Origin of the sequence: Cyclobacterium amurskyense (genome assembly GCF_001050135.1) — a bacterium.
GTDB lineage: Bacteria > Bacteroidota > Bacteroidia > Cytophagales > Cyclobacteriaceae > Cyclobacterium > Cyclobacterium amurskyense.
Window position 1 is genome coordinate 3,365,001 of the sequence record NZ_CP012040.1, and the last position, 16,972, is coordinate 3,381,972.

Here is a 16,972-nt window from a genome sequence, read left to right on the forward strand (position 1 = left end):
CGCTGAAAGCATCTAAGTGCGAAACTCGCCCCAAGATGAGACTTCTAAACAGGGCCGTCAGAGACGATGACGTTGATAGGCTGTAGGTGTAAAGTCAGAAATGACATAGCCGAGCAGTACTAATAGCCCGAAAACTTGAACACCTTTGCTACGTTGCATTTTCCACAAGACAAGTCAATTTACTTGAGACATTTATATAATTAAAGAAATTAAGTGAAAGCTATCAGAGCTTCACGAAGATTTAGGCGGCCCGGCGCAGGGGACCCACCTCTTCCCATCCCGAACAGAGAAGTTAAGCCCTGCAGCGCCGATGGTACTGGGGTTACACCTGGGAGAGTAGGTCGCCGCCTTCATTGACCCTTAGAGAAATCTAAGGGTCTTTTTTTTTGCCTTTTTGCGTAAATAAACCTAGACAATACTCCAGTTTTTAAAAGCGAGGTGCTCACACAAGGGCTCATTACTTACTGTATAAGCTAGGTTTACCTGCCAGAATCACTATTGATAAGGTAATCTCTACCAAGCCCGGAATCCGTATATGGCTCTATATACAGCAGGAATACAGTGTTACTGTAATCATGTAGCTATTGAAGATTTATTTTTTTTTAATTAAAGAGCACAAGAATAAAAAGGTGTAGATGCAATCTACACCTAGAGCTTACTTTTGTTAAGTACAAGATGGGGATACCATAGTATTTGTGATACTGCTAAATCAATTTCAGCATTCCATTTAATTGAAAAGACTTACTGAAAGGTTCTTTTCCGTGCGGAATAAAGTAACCTTATTGCTGAAGGTCTCCTGTATTAACTTCTATTTTGTTGCGCATCAAAAATTTCAACAGCTCTTCTAATTTATTTGGACTCTTTATAAGCCTAAGTTTATATGATTTATTATTCACACCAAATTCAATGATTGTAACGGATTTGAAGGCACTAATAATAGCAATTATGTCCGACCCAACTAATGCAAAGACGGCAATAAAACCATTGCCAAGCATATTATAAAACCCTACAGTTTTTTCATTAATTGAAAAGTGAATTTATTTCTATGTAGATGGATGCCTTCAGATGTTAATGTGAAAGTTAATTCAGTTAACTCTTTCATAATTGTGACTTCAAATAGTTTTAGGTCTATTTATTAGAGATTATAAATCCCATTTAATTTGCTGGCTCCATCGCAATGACCAAATTTTTGTTATCTGGACTTAAAGCTATTCTGCTAATATTTTGGTATCCGGGCATATTAATGAAAGCTATTTCCTCCCAATCTGTACCTTTGCTAATGTTTTTAAGGTAGATGGAATTATCCCTTGCCATTATTAGATTGTTCTTGTCCAACCAACAGAAATCTTCAGCATTCCCTAAAGCGGTACCAATCTTTTCTGATTGCCTGCTATTTACATTGTATCCTTTCAATTCAAATACCTCTTTTCCATCTGAGATTATGTTGGTATTTTTGTCGAGGTAAACGATTTCGTCAGTCCCTGGACGAGACTTAATACAACGGCCTGGATTTTGCGCTACTTCAAATATATCCTCTCTGCTATAGGGATAGACCAATCGGTTTGGTGTTCCCAGTTGAAACAACGCGGCAGTCTCTCCATGCCAACCATAATAACCCACGGGCTTGATGTCATCATAAAGCAGTTCAGGCTCTCCCAAGTTTATAGGATATAACCATAATCGCTGCGTACTGTCTTTTTCCACCGTTACGGCAGAGATGTATTGACCGCAACTTGTAATGTCTGGAGAGTATTCACTTATATCCGAAGTTCTGGTCATGTTAGTAAATTTGCCATTGACCAGGTTGTACATTATAATATCAGTATAACCAGATTCAGCCTGTGAGGTAAATACGAATTGGCTTTTATTTATAAAAGTAGGCTGGTTGTCATAATTATTTCCTTTAGTGATTTTTTTCACCGTTTCCGGGTATATTTTAAAACCAAATAAACTTTTTTTGGCCTGGATTAAAAATAAATCCGTTGATTCCTGGGCATAACCATAGGATATTGAAAGGAAAAAAAACACTATTATAAAAAGACTATAAAGTTTATTTGTGCCGCCGAACATATTCAATTTAAACATAGTTTTGATGGATCAATTAATTTTCTAATGTACAAAATGCTCCTTGGAATCATTAGCAATTATAGCACAATTCTTATTCCATAAAAGGGCCATGGATCCAAGGATCAATTTTTCTATATCTCAGCTTGAATTCTGTACGATAATGAACATTATTTGTATCTAAATCGAACACTTCCTTATAATAAATAGCCCTCTAATCGCTTCAATGTTATATTTAATAACTGGCATTCTATTCGTATATTCAGTGTTATGAAAGTTAACCATTCAGGTGTATTGGAATTGATGGTATGGCTGCTTGCACTTATTGGCTTGTATGCCTTTGGCGGTGCTTCTGCACATACTTTTAGTCTATGCCCATTGGATAATTTTGGTTTGACCTGGTGCCCCGGGTGCGGAATTGGTCGCTCCATGCATTATTTTATGATGGGTGATTTCAGTAATTCACTTACTTACCACCCCTTGGGATGGTTTGGGGTATCGGTTATCTTGTTTAGAATTTATGAATTAATTAAACTAAAAATAAAATTATGGCAAATGTATTAAGACACCTTCCGGAACTTGAAGGAATGGAATTGGGCTATATCCAAGGAATATTGAAGGATATGAATGAGGAGCAAGCAAGTTTATTTGCTCAGGTATATCGCGCCAGAAGGAAGGACAGTCAAATGATTTTAATATTGACTTTGATTGGCTTTTTTGGATTCGCAGGTTTACACAGATTTATTTTAGGACAGATTGGACTTGGGATTCTTTATATGTTGACTCTAGGTCTGTGTTTTATAGGGACAATTGTAGATCTTGTTAATTATAAAAGTTTGACCTACGAATACAATATAAAAATGGCTCATGAAACCCTTTCTTTACTTGCTTTGAGCGATGATATTAAAACTAAGAAAGATGAATAGGTATCCAATATTGTTTTTATTTGTTCTGTTTGGTTTCTCTGGACTTCAATCTGGATGTAATCCAGTTCCAATGAATACCATAACAGATATGGAGGATTCCTATGATGGAATAACTAAAATCAACCTAAATGGAGGAGCTCTTGAGGTTAGCTATACAGGCAAAGAGGATATGGAGAATGTGACCATAGATGCTTTTGTAGAGGCCAGTGATATGGACATGGAAGGTGTACTTGTAAAGCAGGTAGGAGATGAATTGAATGTGAGCTTTGAATCAGGGAATAATGGGTCCTTTTTTTCCTCTCTAAATATTGAAGGTTATATAAGTCTATCCGGACCTATAGATATGGCTTTAAATATTCATAATTCTTCAGGAACAATGGAAGTATCTAATGTTAACAATGATGAAATTGTATTGAAAGGTAGTTCTGGAAAAGTAGAAGGAAAGGACCTTGCTTCCCCAAATTTAAGGGTTAAAATTTCCTCAGGTAAACTAGAATTGGAGAATATTGAAGGTAGCCTGAATATGGAAGTGTCCTCGGGTATGGGAACCCTGAAAGGCATGAAAGGTGATGTTAAATTTAGTGGGTCTAGTGGTTATGTAAGTTTTTCAGATGTAGATGGTCTGATTTCAGGTGGCATGTCCTCTGGAAAAGCAGATTTGAAGAGGATAAATCAATTGGGAGAAATCAGTCTTTCTTCAGGAATGTTAGATGCTAGCCAATGTGGACTTGGTCCGGAAACCAAACTTTCTGTATCTTCAGGTTATATGAAAGTGAATACCACTTCTTCTCTTAGTAATTTCAACTTCGACTTTAATGTAGGTAGTGGTAGACTGGAAATAGGAAACGAATCCAGTAGTGAAGATTTGTATATAAATAATGATGCAGCGGTAACCGTCAAAGGCCGTATACAATCAGGAAAGATGGTGATTAGTGAATAAACAATTATTGCTCACAATGGATTTGTGTATTTAAACTCTATTGTGAGCAAATTTTTAAAAGTCTTAATTGGTAAAAGGGGATTTTACCAATCCTTTGTGACTACGAATTTCCCCAAAAAAAAGGAAGTTTTAAGCCATTTTTTATATTAAAGTAAGGTGTCCGGATCCACTGTTAGGTAGTAATTTCCGCAGGAAATATTTTGAACATAATTGGGTATAAACAAAAAAAAGCAACCTTTAAGGTTGCTTTTCACTACTGATGTCAATGTTATGTTATGCGTTAACTACCTTCACATTCACTGCATTCAGACCTTTTCTTCCTTCTTTAAGGTCGAAGGATACATCATCGTCTTCTCTGATTTCGTCAATAAGTCCAGAGACATGCACAAAATACTCTTTTGATGATTCATCATCGATAATAAAACCGAATCCTTTAGACTCATTAAAAAATTTAACTTTTCCTGTGTTCATAATAATATTAATTGATTGTATTTACTGGGGTAAAGATAAGGAATCTTTTGGCAAAAAAAACTCTTGAATAAATTTATTTTCAGGAATTAAAAGATTACATAAAATACTGTGGCCACACATTGGACAAAAACAGTACGATTCACCCGTTTAATAGGATTATTATTTCATTAATTTTACTCCCTCATTTAGGCATTTTTGCACCTCTTCTTCAGGCCAAATTCCAGATTGTACTTCACCTATATGTTTTTTGCGAAGCAGAAACATGCAAGTTCTGGACTGACCTATTCCACCACCTATACTTTGAGGTAATTCACCATTCAGTAATTTTTTGTGGAAGAATAAATTTCTTCGTTTTTCTTCACCAGCCATTTTCAACTGTCTTTCAAGGGTCTCTGCATTTACTCTAATTCCCATTGAGGAGAGTTCGAATGAGTTTTCAAGAAGTGGGTTCCAAACCAAAATGTCGCCATTCAATCCTTTGTGTCCTTCTGAATTATAGCTACTCCAGTCATCATAATCAGGTGCACGACCATCATGTTTTTCACCATTGCTTAATTCATCTCCAATGCCAATTAGAAAGACTGCACCGTGGGCCTTACAGGCTTGGTACTCCCTTTGTTTAGGCGTTAAATCGGGGAATTCTTGTAGCAATTCTTCCGCTTGAATGAACTTTATTTTTTCTGGTAAAATAGGGCTTATCTGTGGAAAAAGAGAACAAACATTACTTTCCATTTCCTGAAAAATACCATATATATTTTCCACAACCTCCTTTAGGTATTCTAGTTTACGGTCGGAATCGTTTATTTTTTGCTCCCAATCCCATTGGTCTACATACAAGGAATGTTGTGGTGAATAATCTTCATCAGGTCTCAAAGCCCTCATGTCAGTAATTATACCTTCACGGTCTACAGTCTCAAGTTCTGCTAGTTGCCACCTTTTCCATTTGGCAAGTGATTGCACCACTACTGCAGGTGCATCTGCTTGATTTTTTATGGGGAATTTTACCGGACGTTCTATTCCGCTAAGGTCATCATTAATTCCTGTGCCATCCATAATCACTAGGGGACAAGACACCTTGAAAAGATTCAACCTCTGAGACATCATCTCAGGAAATTTTGTTTTAATGAGGTCTATAGCTTTTTCTGTCTCCCTCCTGTTTAATAAGCAATTGTATTTCAGCTCACTAGTTGACACCATTTTTATATATTTACTATGATCACTATTTGTCATTCTTCTGGAAATCGGCCCCAATATTAAGGAAAAGAATTGATTCAAGAAAATATTAAGGACCAAAGCCAGATTTAAGGTAAAAAATTGATGTATACTGGTTTGTGTATAGCTGTTTGTATGTCAGTTTGTTGTAGCTCCCCAGTTTCAATGTTCCTTTTGAAAACTACTATTGTGTTTGAATTCTGATTACCAGCCAAAAGGTGTTTTCCGTCTAGCGTGATGTTGAAATTTCGCGGTGCTTCTCCCCCAGAGGAAATTGTCTGCACATGCTTCAAATCACCAATGTCTATTATTGTAAAGGCAATGATTTCATTGGCTTCACCACGATTGGATGCATACACGAATTTTTGATCAGGACTAATTCGCACTTCTGCAGCCCCGACTTTTCCTTCGAAATTCTCTTTCGTTAATTTATGCGTTGATAAATGACTTAATTCCCCATCATTATAGCTATAAACCCCAATTTCAGCAGATATCTCATGAATCAAATAAAGCCTGTCTCCGGCAGCATTGAAGACCATATGACGTGGCCCTGCCCCAGGGGCTACTTTTAATCTAAAAGCGGGATTGGTATTTAGAGGCTTCTCCTGATTGTTATCAAAATCATAAACAACTACTTCATCTGTTCCTAAGTCAGCTATCAAAAGCCGGCCATCCTTAGGGTGGAATATAGCTGAATGCACATGAGATTGCTTTTGCCGATTGGGAACTACACTGCCACCCTCGTGGGCAAGTACTTGAACAGCTGGTTTTAGTTGTCCATTTTCGTCGGTAGGGATTACAGTAAAGTCACCTGAAGAGTAATTGGCCGCTATAATAAACTTTTCACTTGGGTCTAAAGTAATGTAACACGGTGATTGTCCCTCTGCGCTTACTGTATTTAGTTTTGTCAGTTCATCATCTATTAAGCTAAAGGAACTTACTTTTCCGCCATTTTCTCCACCAGTTTCTTCTACAGCATAAACAAGGTTTTGAGCTTGATTTGCTATGACAAAAGAAGGGTTGTCTGGTTCAGAGGCAGTAGAAAGGGTGTTGATTTTTCCTGAATCTGTGTCAAACTCCATAAGGTGAATGCCCTGTTCCGGAGAGTTAGTATAGGTACCAAGTAAAAACCTATGCTTAAGAGGGGTTTCTTTTGCTTTCATTTCCACTTTTTCTTTAGAGGCTGTACCACAAGCAAGGCACAATATCAATAAACTAATATTAATTAGATTTTTCATTTTCTTTTTTGTCTTCGATTTCGTCAATTCCACTTGCCAATCCGTGTGTTTTTGGGTGGTATTTGCCTTTAAGGTCATCTACCTTTGATTTGGACCAAAGCTTTACCCCAGAAAAATAGGAAGCCCTACCAATCATATGGGCGCCAACTGGTGCCGTTAACAATATAAAAGTGATGATGGCCAACACTCTTGAGGTAATTCCAATTTCATTGAAATAGATTGCAGCTGAAATTAATAACAAACCAATTCCTAAAGTAGCCGCTTTAGTGGTTACTGAAATCCGCAAATAAAGATCAGGCATTCTGATTAGTCCAACGGCTGCAAGTAGTATGAAAAGAGCTCCTAGAGAACTCAAAAATAGGATCAGGTATTCATTCATTTTTCTCTCTTTTATCTAAATAATAAGAAAATGCAACGGTGCCTAAAAAGGCGATCAAGGCCATGATCATGGCAATGTCTAGAAAGGCTGGCTGATCAGTATAAATACTGTAAATAGTAATTATTCCAATCCCCGTGGTAAGCAATAGATCAAGTGCTACAACCCTGTCAGAAAGTGTAGGGCCAATGAGGAACCTGATAAATATTAGCAAGGTGGAAATGGCCAGTACAGGTAGTATTATATAATATAGGAAGTCGTATACACTCATCTCAAAATCTCCAAAAGTTTACGTTCAAATCCATTCTTAATATCAGCAATAAATGCTTCTTTATTTTTCACGTACATGGCATGTACATATAGTACTTTTCTATCGTCAGAAACATCCAAGCTTAAAGTACCAGGAGTTAGGGTTATTAGATTGGCCAACAAGGTGATCTCTACATCCGTCTTGGCATCCAAAGGTATCTTTACTATCCCCGGTTTCATAAAATAGCTGGGTGTACTCACATCATAGGCTACCTGTAAATTGGCTTTGATCAATTCATACAGGAAGAAGAAGATAAAGGCTATAAGCTTTGGTCCTCTTGAGAGGTATCTATTGTTTTGTTCATCTCTGGATATGAGCCACAGTAGAAAAAAGCTCAATGTGAAACCAAAGACGAAATTCACAAAGGAGAATGTACCTGTTACTGCCAGCCAGATAAAGGAAAGCAATAGGTTACTAAGAAACCTGGTTTTTATCATTTTTCTATTGAATTAATTGCCCAAAACTGCATGAATATATAAGGTAGGGTCCATTAGGTTCTCAGCGATTTTAATAGATAATCGCATGACCCATTCTGCTCCAAAACCTATTCCTAACGATATTATAGAAAGAAAAAACACCGACCCAATCATAGCTCTTCTCTTTAGTGGTTTTAGGGCATTGAAATACTTGATGTGCTTTTTCTCTGGTAACTCAGGCCCATCTTTCCAAAATACCTCTGACCACATTCTTGCGATTACAAATAAGGTAAGGAAACTTCCTAAGATTATGAAAGCGACAACTAAAATATTTGATTGGTCCAGAGCTCCCTGAATGAGAAGTAACTTGCCCCAAAAGCCAGACAATGGAGGAATACCTACTAAAGAGAAAAGAGGTACAGCCATCAGTAGACTTAGTTTAGGATGTTCTTTATAAAAACCACCAAGTAAACGCATAGAATAGGTGCCCTTGAATTTAAAGATTAGCCCACTTACCATAAAGAGATTCGTTTTCACAATAATGTCATGTACCAGATAGAATATGGTACCTGCAATGGCGAGAGAGCTATAGACTCCTAAACCTGCAAGCATAAAACCAATGTGGCAAATGATAAGGTAGCTAAATATTTTTCTAATGTTATTCTGAATCAATGCGCCTATACCTCCTGATAGGATGGTAAAAATAGCAAGCACCATGATCACCGTAGAAAGGAAAGTGTCAGGTACAAAAATCAAGGTAAAAACCCTTAGCATGGCATAAACACCCACTTTGGTAAGTAGTCCACCAAATATGGCAGAGATGGCTGGCGGTGGGGTATGGTAGGAAGCAGGTAACCAAAAATAGAGTGGAAATACTGCTGATTTAATTCCAAAGCCTACTAAGAAGAGGATGGCTGTTACATTTACCAATCCTCTATTTTCTATCTCAGCCACGCGAAGTGAAAGGTCGGCCATATTTAAACTTCCCGTCAAACCGTACAGTATGGCTATGGCTGTAAGAAATATAACAGAAGCCAATAAGTTCATGGTGACATACTTTATGGCACCTTCTATTTGGGCTTTTTCTCCCCCTATGGTCAATAGAACAAAAGAAGAGATAATGATGATTTCAAACCAAACATAAAGATTAAATAGATCACCAGTCAAAAAGGCCCCACTCAATCCCATAATTAGTAAGTGGAAAATAGGGAAATAGCCGAATTTGATACGGGCGTTTCTTACACTTCCTACCGAATACACGCTGACAGCAAGCCCTGCAATGGCTGTTAGTAAGACTAGAAGGGCACTAAAAGAATCGGCCACAAAAGTGATCCCAAAAGGTGCGGCCCATCCACCTGCTTGCATGATTTGAATGCCTTCATTGTCCACTTTTATCAGTAGCAACAGGCTGATTATTAGTGCTATTATGGATCCGGTTACAGAGATCAGCTTTTGAATGTTTTTGCTGCTCCATGAAAACATCAGCAAAATGGCTATTAAAAGCTGGAAAATTACCGGTAAAACAATATACGGGTTGTTCATAGGTCTTCGTCGGTTGCGTTCATTTCGTCCAGATCATCTGTTTTGACCACTTTATAGGCACGTTTGATTAGTATAATGGCAAAGGCTTGAAGGCCGAAACTAATTACTATGGCGGTAAGGATTAGTGCCTGAGGTACAGGGTCTGCATAAATTTCTCCCAACATCTTTTCTGAGGAGGCTATAATAGGGGGCTTTCCTTTAACTATTTTTCCTAATAAGAATATCAATAAATTGGCTCCATTACCGAGTAAGATCAGTCCGATAATTAACTTTACCAAACTTCTTCTCAGCATCATATAGATACCAGCGGCATACAAGAGCCCTATTATAATGACCAATAAAATTTCCATATTATAAACCTTCTGATATGGTGAAAATAATGGTGAGGGTGACACCAATAACTACCAAGTAAACGCCAGTGTCAAAAAACAAGGCGGTACCAACTGATCCTATTACAGGTACAGCATTCTCCATCCAAAGACCAGTCATAAACGCTTCCCCAAAGAACAGGGGCAAGGCACCAGAAGCCAAAGCCAAAAGTAATCCAACAGGCATTAAGAAACCTGGATGAATAGACATGATGTTTTTTGTTTTTTCTATTCCATTGGCGAATGAATGGATGACGAAAGCGATAGAGGCCATCAAGCCTCCCACAAAGCCACCTCCTGGTAAATAATGTCCACGCAATAATATAAAGATGGAAAAGAGTAATAATAGCGGCAGCAGGTATACCGAGGCCGTCTTGAATATGATGGTTTTCATAATTATTCTTTTTCAGTACTTTTTAGATGGAGTTTTAAAAGGCCAAATACACCGATGGCTGCAATCGCCAATACAGTGATTTCTACAATGGTATCAAAGCCCCTGAAATCAACAAGGATTACATTGACTACATTTTTACCTTTTCCAAGAATATAAGCATTCTTTGCATAGTATTCACTGATTTCCTTGGTGACAGATTCGTTCATGACTTCTAAGGTCAATACACTGATCAAGGCACCAAATACAAGGGCCAACAATCCATCCCTTATTTTATCATTGTTATCCGACAATACAAGGTACCTAGGTAGATTGTATAAAACCAATACAAATAGAATCACTGTCAAGGTGTCTATAGAGAATTGGGTCATGGCCAAATCCGGTGCAGAGTAGAATAAAAATATCATGCAAAAGGAATAACCTACCACACCCAAAGAGGCAACTGCAGTAAGTCTAGATTTGGAAAAGACAGTAAAGAATATTGCTGAGGCCATGATAATGATTACAATGGCTTCATATAGGGTGACCTCTGTAAGTTTGGCAGTATCTACATACAATTCCACACCTGTGAAGAAACGGTAGCCCAGTAAAATGGTCAAAAAGGAAAGAATGGTAATTAAATAATACCTTAAATAGCCATTTTGAAAGAACTTTGTCCATTGCCTGCTTAACAAAACAAAGCTGTTAGACAGGCCAACGATAATCGATTGAGGAGAAATCTTCTCAAACCTTGTAACCTTGGATAGCAAGCCTTCAGAAGGTTTTAATAAGAAATACAAAGCAGTACCCGAACCTATGGTAATGGCACTCAATAACAGAATCAGGTTAATGCCATGCCAAAGTTTCAAATGAAAATCAGGCGTGGCTCCTGTAATAGATTGAACTACAGGTTTTATTATGCTTCCTTCAATTAAACCTGGGGCCAGGCCAAACAAGATTCCTAAAACACCAAGTAATAAAGGAGGAATGTACATGGCAGGACCAGGTAGGTGAAGTTTTTTGAATTCTTCAGGCAATTTTCCTACAAAAGGTTTTATCCCAGCTAAAAAACCTGCAAATAACAAGGCTGCATTGGTGAAGACAGCCAATCCCGTAAGTAACCAAGCTATATCACCCATGCCTAGTGTAGCGTCATAAATTAAATCTTTTCCAACAAAACCGAAGGAAGGGGGGATTCCTGCATTAGAGATAGCTGCTAACATGGCTGCAATCCCCACAGGTAGCATTACTTTATTTAAACCTCCAAGTTTGCGTATGTCTCGGGTGCCAGTTTCATGATCAATAATTCCTGTGACAAGAAAAAGTGTCGCCTTATATAAGGCATGGACTAAAATGAAAACTGAAGCCGCCAATAAGGCCTCTTTTGTGCCAAGGCCTATTAAAAAAACCAATATTCCTAGAGCTGAGATGGTTGAATAGGCTAGGATTCCTTTCAGATCCAACCTGAACAAGGCATGGATGGCTGCATAAGTCATGGTAAGCGCACCAACTATTATAAGTGTACTGTTCCACCATTCATGGTTTCCCAATACTGGTGTAAACCTTGCCAATAAATAGATTCCTGCTTTCACCATCGTCGCAGAATGGAGGTAAGTAGATACAGGGGTAGGGGCTTTCATTGCGCCAGGCAACCAGAAATGAAATGGAAATTGAGCGGATTTGGTAAATGCTGCAATAAATAAGAACAGCAATACCCACCCATAAAGGTCATTGGATTGAATAGATTCAGCCAAAGGAGCAAGGGCAGATATTTGATATTCACCCGTAATTTGACCCAAGCCGACCATTGCGGCCATCAAAAACAAACCACCAAAGCCCGTTACAGCCAATGCTGTGATCGCTGATTTCCTAGAAGCAGGGTTGTCATTATTGAAACCTATCAAGAAGAAGGAACTGATACTAGTAAGTTCCCAAAAGATAAAAAGAGTGTAGATATTATCAGACAGGACCAATCCAAGCATGGAAGCCATAAACATGGCCAGGTAGGCATAGAATCTGTCTAGATATTGATGGCCTTTTAGGTAGGAGGAAGTGTATATAAATACAAGGGTTCCGATTCCACTGATCAGTAAAACGAAAAGGTAGGACAATCCATCAAGGTTAAAATCAAGGTTCACCCCTATGGAGGGCACCCATTGATAACTGACCTTTAAAGTCTCCCCAGCCAGTATTAAGGGTAATTTTGAAAGGAAAAACCCAAAGATGGAAAATGGCAGAATGGCAACCCAAATGGTAGATTTAGGCTTCATCCAGCCCATTATCAGTGGGATTACTAAAGCCAAAATAAATCCCGAAATTACAGCAATCAACATCAGCGATTATTTAACGAGTTTGTTTAACGAAAGCCTAAAATACGAAAAATAATGTGATAAGACAGGTCTAATATAATCGTTTCCATTAATGGTTAGTTGATAAACCTAATAAGGCACTGATTGTAAGCAAAATATAATAAATGAGGTAATTAGTAGAGAAATTATACCGGAGTTTTGATGAAATAACTCAAAAAAATGTGCATTTTTGAGTTATTGCAAAGAATAAATATAACCTTTTCAACCATGGCTAACATCTACGAGACTGAAGTCGCAAAGCGTTTCACGATTTATAACAGTCTGTTTTTAGACCTGCCCTTTGACCAAATATATAGAACAGGCACATTGTTGCCGATCTTATCTGAGGCATGCCAAAGTGGGTTTCAAGAAAATAAAACGCCAAAGGAAATTATCCGCCAATTCTTTGAAGAATTAATGGCCGATAAACCTGAAGAAGAAAGGCATGATCTTCTTTTTAAAATGGTACAATACATCGAACGTCAGGTAGTGTTATTTGACTCGATAGAAGATGCCTCCTTCGAAAAATTCAATGACATCAAAGGTAAAGGTACCATGACGGCATTGATTGCCAGAGCGGAGAATGACCATAAAAAGGAAGAACTCATAGAAAAGTTGAAGAACTTTTCTGTTCGACTGACACTTACGGCACACCCAACGCAATTTTATCCTGGGAATGTTCTGGCGATTATCACTGATCTGGAGCAAGCAATAAGGAAAAATGACCTTGGTGATGTGGATCTTTTGCTTCGCCAATTGGGTAAAACAGCTTTCATTAACAAAGAGAAGCCTTCTCCTTATGAAGAGGCTGTAAGTTTAACCTGGTTTTTGGAGTATGTGTTTTATCCGAGCATATCGGATATCATGATCAGAATCCTCAACCAACTGAATATTCCGCTACATGATTGGGAGAATCCCAATTTGCTAAAAGTGGGTTTTTGGCCAGGTGGTGACAGGGATGGTAATCCTTTCGTTACTCATGAAATCACTAAAAAGGTTTCTGACAAGCTACAAAACAGCATTCTTAAGTGTTACTATAGAGATATACGTAAGGTAAGAAGAAGATTAACCTTTCATAATGTTGAAAGTCATCTTATTAAAGCAGAAAAAGGTATATACAATACTTTATTCAGTGGAGAGGGTGAGGTTTTCCATTCTAAAGATGAATTACTAGCTGTTTTATATGAGGCTAGAAAAGGCATAATAGAAGAGCATGGTGGCTTGTCACTTGAATTGCTGGATGAGTTCATTCTTAAAGTGAGGGTATTTGGGTTCCATTTTGCCAGCATGGACGTGAGGCAAGACAGTAGGAAACACGATGCCCTTTGGGATGAGATTTTAGAGAAAAGTGAAGGAGAGGCTGCTTTGGAGGTTTACCATCAAGGGGATGAGGAGGCGAAAATCCAAAAAATCCTTTCTGTTGATAAGTTGCCAGAAATCAATTCTCTGGAAGATCCATTTCATAGAGAAATGCTGGAGAGCATTTCCTCTATAGCCTACATTCAGAAAAACAATGGACCTATGGGTTGCCACAGGTACATTATTTCCAATAACCAGTCTGTACTGCATGTTTTGGAGGTCTATCAGTTAAATAAATTACTACTTGCAAATGGTGGTGATTTGTTCCTTGATATTGTGCCTTTATTTGAAACCATTGACGATTTGGCTGCTGCACACAGCGTTATGTCATCTCTTTATAACAATAAAACTTACAGAGACCACCTTCGTAAGCGAGGAAACAAGCAATCGATTATGTTGGGCTTTTCTGATGGAACCAAAGATGGTGGTTACATCAGGGCCAACTGGTCTATATTAAGGGCTAAGGAAGAGCTTACCAAAGTGGCAAGAGAGGAAGGGATAGATGTAGTCTTCTTTGATGGGAGAGGTGGACCGCCTGCAAGGGGTGGGGGAAACACTCATAACTTCTATGCTTCTCTCGGACCCAATGTGGAAAACCGTGAAATCCAGATTACCATACAAGGACAGACCATTAGTGCCAATTATGGCAAGCCAGTTAGTTGCTCTTATAATTTAGAACAATTACTTAGTGCTGGCATGGAAAGTCATTTGTATCCTTCAAGCGAAAACAGTTTGACTGATAAGCAAAAGTCGCTTATCGATGAGATGGCCGATATCAGTTATAATGCTTATAAAGAGCTTAAGAACCACGAACAATTTGTACCGTATTTGGAAAAAGTTACTCCATTGAAATTCTTTGGAATGACCAATATAGGATCCAGACCGGTAAAAAGAAGCAAAGGCGGTAGCATGAAATTTGAGGATTTGAGAGCCATACCTTTTGTAGGCGCTTGGGCCCAAATGAAGCAAAATATTCCAGGTTTCTTTGGCGTGGGTAAAGCCATAGAAGAGTTGGAAAAACAAGGCAGGTTAGGAGAGGTGCAGCAGTTATACAAAGATTCTTTGTTTTTCCGCTCACTATTGGGGAATTCCATGCAATCCCTTGCCAAGTCCTTTTATCCAGCAACAGCTTACCTCAAAGATGATCCACAATTCGGAGGTTTCTGGGAGTTGATGTACGGTGAGTACCAAAGATCTTATGATAAGATTCTTAGTGTGGCCGGTATGAGCACCTTGCTAGAGGACAGTCCATTGAGTAAAGAATCCATTGCCATCAGGGAAAGGATTGTTTTACCATTGATCACTATACAGCAGTATGCTATCCAGACCATATTAGAAAAAGGAAAAGAAGATACCGCCTTACAAAAGTTAATCCTAAGAACCATGTTTGGAATCATTAATGCCGCAAGAAATGCTGCTTAATACAAAATAGAAACGTTTCTAATGCTAATATAAGGGCCACTGTTACAGTGGCCTTTTTTTATGTGTAAATATTTGGTTTAAAATTATTTATTTGGCTGAATTGATAAAGTTCAATATAAAACCCTGTTTTTCAAACTGATACGATGTTATTTGTGTTTTAATTGTTATTTTTAGGTTGGAGGGGTTAAGGGAAGGCATTACTTTTCGGTGGTTGCAGTTGATAAAGTTGGCGTTATCGTTCGTTTTATTTATTTATGATATGGAGTTTTTAGATATGATACTGGGTATTGACCCAAATTTTATTGTGATTGGGTTAATTGCAATTTTCTTTTCATTGGAGCAAGTATCCCAATCCCCTGTTAATTTTAAAAAACGGATCCATCACCTATTTCATAATTTACTATTTCAAGTTATTCTTGTTGGCCTAAATGTATTTTTTGTGACATTTCAAGTTTTCTCTATAGAGTGGTTAAATGAGCATCATATTGGACTCTTGTATCTGATAGAACTACCCTTCTGGATTAAGCTTTTTATCTCTGTCGCTTTATATGATATTACAGCATATTGGATACATAGGGGTACGCACGTAATTCCTTTGCTGTGGAGATTTCATAGGGTACACCATAGTGATACCTCAATGGACGCATCAACAGTTTTTAGATTTCACCCATTTGAATTAATATTAGTATTTGGAATGGGGAATATCCTGACTGCTGCACTATTTGGTACTGACGTTCTTTCTATGGCAGTATATTATTTATTTTTATATGTGTTTTTCTTTTTTGAACATGCCAATCTTACCTACCCAAAATGGCTTAATTCAACAATCGGATTGATTTTTGTGATGCCTGATCACCACAGGGTACATCATCAGCAAGACCAATATTATACAGATTCCAATTATGCCGACATATTTATAGTCTGGGACAGGATCTTTGGGACCTTCAAAACTATGCCGGCACAGAAAAATAAATACGGCTTGATGGAGTTTGATGAGGATAAGAAGCAAACATTTCTTTTTTTAATTAAAAGCCCCTTTTTAAATATAAAGAGAATTACAATTGACGGAGAAAAAGGAATAAGCCGGAATAAAAAAACTCCACTCGAGCAACAAAACTCTGACAACTGAATTCTTCAGTTAGCTTAGGGGGCATTTCCTTGGTTTATTTCACTTCCTTATGAAACAGGAAGATATATCTCTGCTTCTTACTTAATAATCTTTCATTCTAGTTCAAGACAATTGCAAAATCTTTTTATCCGGCGACCGCATACCTTAAGGACGATCCGCAATTCGGAGGTTTCTGGGACCTGATGTACGGTGAATACCAGAGGTCTTATGAAAAAATCCTAACTGTGGCAGGAATGACGGACTTGCTGGAGGACAGTCCGCTAAGTAATCAATCCATTGCCATTAGGGAAAGAATTGTTTTACCGTTGATCACCATTCAGCAGTATGCCATTCAGACCATTTTGGACAAAGGCAAAGAAGATACTGCCTTACAAAAGCTGATCCTCAGGACCATGTTTGGTAGAATCCATGTAGCAAGAAATGATGCGTAACGATTAGAACAACATTTTTTTATCTAAAGTAGAGATTGGTTATGGAATAA

16 protein-coding genes, 2 rRNA genes and 1 pseudogene (1 of these 19 running past the window's edge) are annotated in these 16,972 nt (G+C 37.9%); 8 read left to right on the plus strand and 11 right to left on the minus strand.

Annotation, left to right across the window (positions count from 1 at the left end; all coding sequences use genetic code 11):
• Both CA2015_RS13905 and rrf read left to right on the plus strand, forming a co-directional pair.
• Positions 1-143: ribosomal RNA gene (locus CA2015_RS13905) — 23S ribosomal RNA — on the plus strand; it begins 2,747 nt to the left of the window's first position.
• A gap of 98 nt (positions 144-241) precedes the next feature.
• Positions 242-353, plus strand: a 5S ribosomal RNA gene (rrf, locus tag CA2015_RS13910).
• 802 nt (positions 354-1,155) lie between these two features.
• Here the strand turns inward: rrf and CA2015_RS13920 are convergent.
• A complete protein-coding gene (locus tag CA2015_RS13920) occupies positions 1,156-1,920 on the minus strand; it encodes a TolB-like translocation protein (protein ID WP_240477800.1) in 765 nt (254 codons plus the stop codon).
• 414 nt (positions 1,921-2,334) lie between these two features.
• Between CA2015_RS13920 and CA2015_RS13925 the strand changes: the two genes are divergently transcribed.
• From CA2015_RS13925 to CA2015_RS13935, 3 genes are read left to right on the plus strand one after another with little or no spacing between them, the layout of a single operon-like run.
• Complete coding sequence (locus CA2015_RS13925; RefSeq protein WP_048642455.1) at positions 2,335-2,628, plus strand: DUF2752 domain-containing protein; 294 nt, start codon at positions 2,335-2,337, stop codon at positions 2,626-2,628.
• Positions 2,613-2,990: a TM2 domain-containing protein gene (locus tag CA2015_RS13930; protein ID WP_048642456.1), complete on the plus strand. Its 378-nt coding sequence runs from the start codon at positions 2,613-2,615 to the stop codon at positions 2,988-2,990. Before CA2015_RS13925 ends, CA2015_RS13930 begins: the two co-directional genes overlap by 16 nt.
• Entirely contained in the window at positions 2,983-3,930 is a 948-nt protein-coding gene (locus CA2015_RS13935) for a DUF4097 family beta strand repeat-containing protein (RefSeq protein ID WP_048642457.1), read from the plus strand. The genes CA2015_RS13930 and CA2015_RS13935 overlap by 8 nt, the downstream gene beginning before the upstream one ends.
• Positions 3,931-4,203: 273 nt before the next feature.
• On the opposite strand, the gene CA2015_RS13940 is transcribed toward CA2015_RS13935, so the two are convergent.
• The 10 genes from CA2015_RS13940 to CA2015_RS13985 all read right to left on the minus strand — a co-directional run bounded on the left by CA2015_RS13940 (position 4,204) and on the right by CA2015_RS13985 (position 12,566).
• Positions 4,204-4,401 (minus strand): cold-shock protein, encoded by a 198-nt coding sequence (locus CA2015_RS13940; RefSeq protein ID WP_014020889.1) that lies wholly within the window; start codon positions 4,399-4,401, stop codon positions 4,204-4,206.
• Between the two features lie 159 nt (positions 4,402-4,560).
• Entirely contained in the window at positions 4,561-5,598 is a 1,038-nt protein-coding gene (gene asnA, locus CA2015_RS13945; protein WP_048644527.1) for an aspartate--ammonia ligase, read from the minus strand.
• Positions 5,599-5,702: 104 nt separating this feature from the next.
• On the minus strand, positions 5,703-6,851 hold the full coding sequence (locus tag CA2015_RS13950) for a lactonase family protein (protein WP_048642458.1): 1,149 nt from the start codon (positions 6,849-6,851) through the stop codon (positions 5,703-5,705).
• Complete coding sequence (mnhG, locus tag CA2015_RS13955) at positions 6,835-7,230, minus strand: monovalent cation/H(+) antiporter subunit G (protein ID WP_048642459.1); 396 nt, start codon at positions 7,228-7,230, stop codon at positions 6,835-6,837. The genes CA2015_RS13950 and mnhG overlap by 17 nt, the downstream gene beginning before the upstream one ends.
• Entirely contained in the window at positions 7,223-7,498 is a 276-nt protein-coding gene (locus tag CA2015_RS13960; RefSeq protein ID WP_020891431.1) for a cation:proton antiporter, read from the minus strand. The genes mnhG and CA2015_RS13960 overlap by 8 nt, the downstream gene beginning before the upstream one ends.
• On the minus strand, positions 7,495-7,974 hold the full coding sequence (locus CA2015_RS13965; protein WP_205749765.1) for a Na+/H+ antiporter subunit E: 480 nt from the start codon (positions 7,972-7,974) through the stop codon (positions 7,495-7,497). Before CA2015_RS13965 ends, CA2015_RS13960 begins: the two co-directional genes overlap by 4 nt.
• A 12-nt stretch (positions 7,975-7,986) precedes the next feature.
• Positions 7,987-9,495 (minus strand): proton-conducting transporter transmembrane domain-containing protein, encoded by a 1,509-nt coding sequence (locus CA2015_RS13970; protein WP_048642460.1) that lies wholly within the window; start codon positions 9,493-9,495, stop codon positions 7,987-7,989.
• Positions 9,492-9,845 carry a Na+/H+ antiporter subunit C gene (locus tag CA2015_RS13975; RefSeq protein WP_048642461.1) on the minus strand — a complete coding sequence of 118 codons (354 nt, stop codon included), beginning with the start codon at positions 9,843-9,845 and terminating at the stop codon, positions 9,492-9,494. Before CA2015_RS13975 ends, CA2015_RS13970 begins: the two co-directional genes overlap by 4 nt.
• Before the next feature lies 1 nt (position 9,846).
• The gene (locus tag CA2015_RS13980; RefSeq protein WP_048642462.1) at positions 9,847-10,257 is read right to left on the minus strand and encodes a Na+/H+ antiporter subunit B; all 411 of its coding nucleotides are present in this window, start codon (positions 10,255-10,257) and stop codon (positions 9,847-9,849) included.
• A 2-nt stretch (positions 10,258-10,259) separates the two neighbouring features.
• Complete coding sequence (locus CA2015_RS13985; RefSeq protein WP_048642463.1) at positions 10,260-12,566, minus strand: putative monovalent cation/H+ antiporter subunit A; 2,307 nt, start codon at positions 12,564-12,566, stop codon at positions 10,260-10,262.
• Positions 12,567-12,809: 243 nt separating this feature from the next.
• On the opposite strand from CA2015_RS13985, the gene CA2015_RS13990 reads away from it, so the two are divergent.
• From CA2015_RS13990 to CA2015_RS14000, 3 genes and pseudogenes are all read left to right on the plus strand, one after another.
• Positions 12,810-15,362 carry a phosphoenolpyruvate carboxylase gene (locus CA2015_RS13990; RefSeq protein WP_048644529.1) on the plus strand — a complete coding sequence of 851 codons (2,553 nt, stop codon included), beginning with the start codon at positions 12,810-12,812 and terminating at the stop codon, positions 15,360-15,362.
• Positions 15,363-15,801: 439 nt separating this feature from the next.
• Positions 15,802-16,491, plus strand: coding sequence for a sterol desaturase family protein (locus CA2015_RS13995; RefSeq protein WP_240477801.1), 690 nt, complete (start codon positions 15,802-15,804; stop codon positions 16,489-16,491).
• Positions 16,492-16,595: 104 nt separating this feature from the next.
• Positions 16,596-16,922: pseudogene (locus CA2015_RS14000) on the plus strand (phosphoenolpyruvate carboxylase); the annotation flags it as partial.
• Positions 16,923-16,972 lie beyond the last annotated feature (50 nt).

Excerpts from the sequence above, each read along its gene's own strand:
- CA2015_RS13930 (WP_048642456.1), top strand. The coding sequence starts at position 2,613 with ATGGCAAATGTATTAAGACACCTTCCGGAACTTGAAGGAATGGAATTG.
- CA2015_RS13980 (WP_048642462.1), bottom strand. The coding sequence starts at position 10,257 with ATGAAAACCATCATATTCAAGACGGCCTCGGTATACCTGCTGCCGCTA.
- CA2015_RS13960 (WP_020891431.1), bottom strand. The coding sequence starts at position 7,498 with ATGAGTGTATACGACTTCCTATATTATATAATACTACCTGTACTGGCC.
- CA2015_RS13965 (WP_205749765.1), bottom strand. The coding sequence starts at position 7,974 with ATGATAAAAACCAGGTTTCTTAGTAACCTATTGCTTTCCTTTATCTGG.
- CA2015_RS13990 (WP_048644529.1), top strand. The coding sequence starts at position 12,810 with ATGGCTAACATCTACGAGACTGAAGTCGCAAAGCGTTTCACGATTTAT.
- CA2015_RS13925 (WP_048642455.1), top strand. The coding sequence starts at position 2,335 with ATGAAAGTTAACCATTCAGGTGTATTGGAATTGATGGTATGGCTGCTT.
- CA2015_RS13975 (WP_048642461.1), bottom strand. The coding sequence starts at position 9,845 with ATGGAAATTTTATTGGTCATTATAATAGGGCTCTTGTATGCCGCTGGT.
- mnhG (WP_048642459.1), bottom strand. The coding sequence starts at position 7,230 with ATGAATGAATACCTGATCCTATTTTTGAGTTCTCTAGGAGCTCTTTTC.
- asnA (WP_048644527.1), bottom strand. The coding sequence starts at position 5,598 with ATGGTGTCAACTAGTGAGCTGAAATACAATTGCTTATTAAACAGGAGG.
- CA2015_RS13950 (WP_048642458.1), bottom strand. The coding sequence starts at position 6,851 with ATGAAAAATCTAATTAATATTAGTTTATTGATATTGTGCCTTGCTTGT.
- CA2015_RS13985 (WP_048642463.1), bottom strand. The coding sequence starts at position 12,566 with ATGTTGATTGCTGTAATTTCGGGATTTATTTTGGCTTTAGTAATCCCA.
- CA2015_RS13970 (WP_048642460.1), bottom strand. The coding sequence starts at position 9,495 with ATGAACAACCCGTATATTGTTTTACCGGTAATTTTCCAGCTTTTAATA.
- CA2015_RS13935 (WP_048642457.1), top strand. The coding sequence starts at position 2,983 with ATGAATAGGTATCCAATATTGTTTTTATTTGTTCTGTTTGGTTTCTCT.
- CA2015_RS13940 (WP_014020889.1), bottom strand. The coding sequence starts at position 4,401 with ATGAACACAGGAAAAGTTAAATTTTTTAATGAGTCTAAAGGATTCGGT.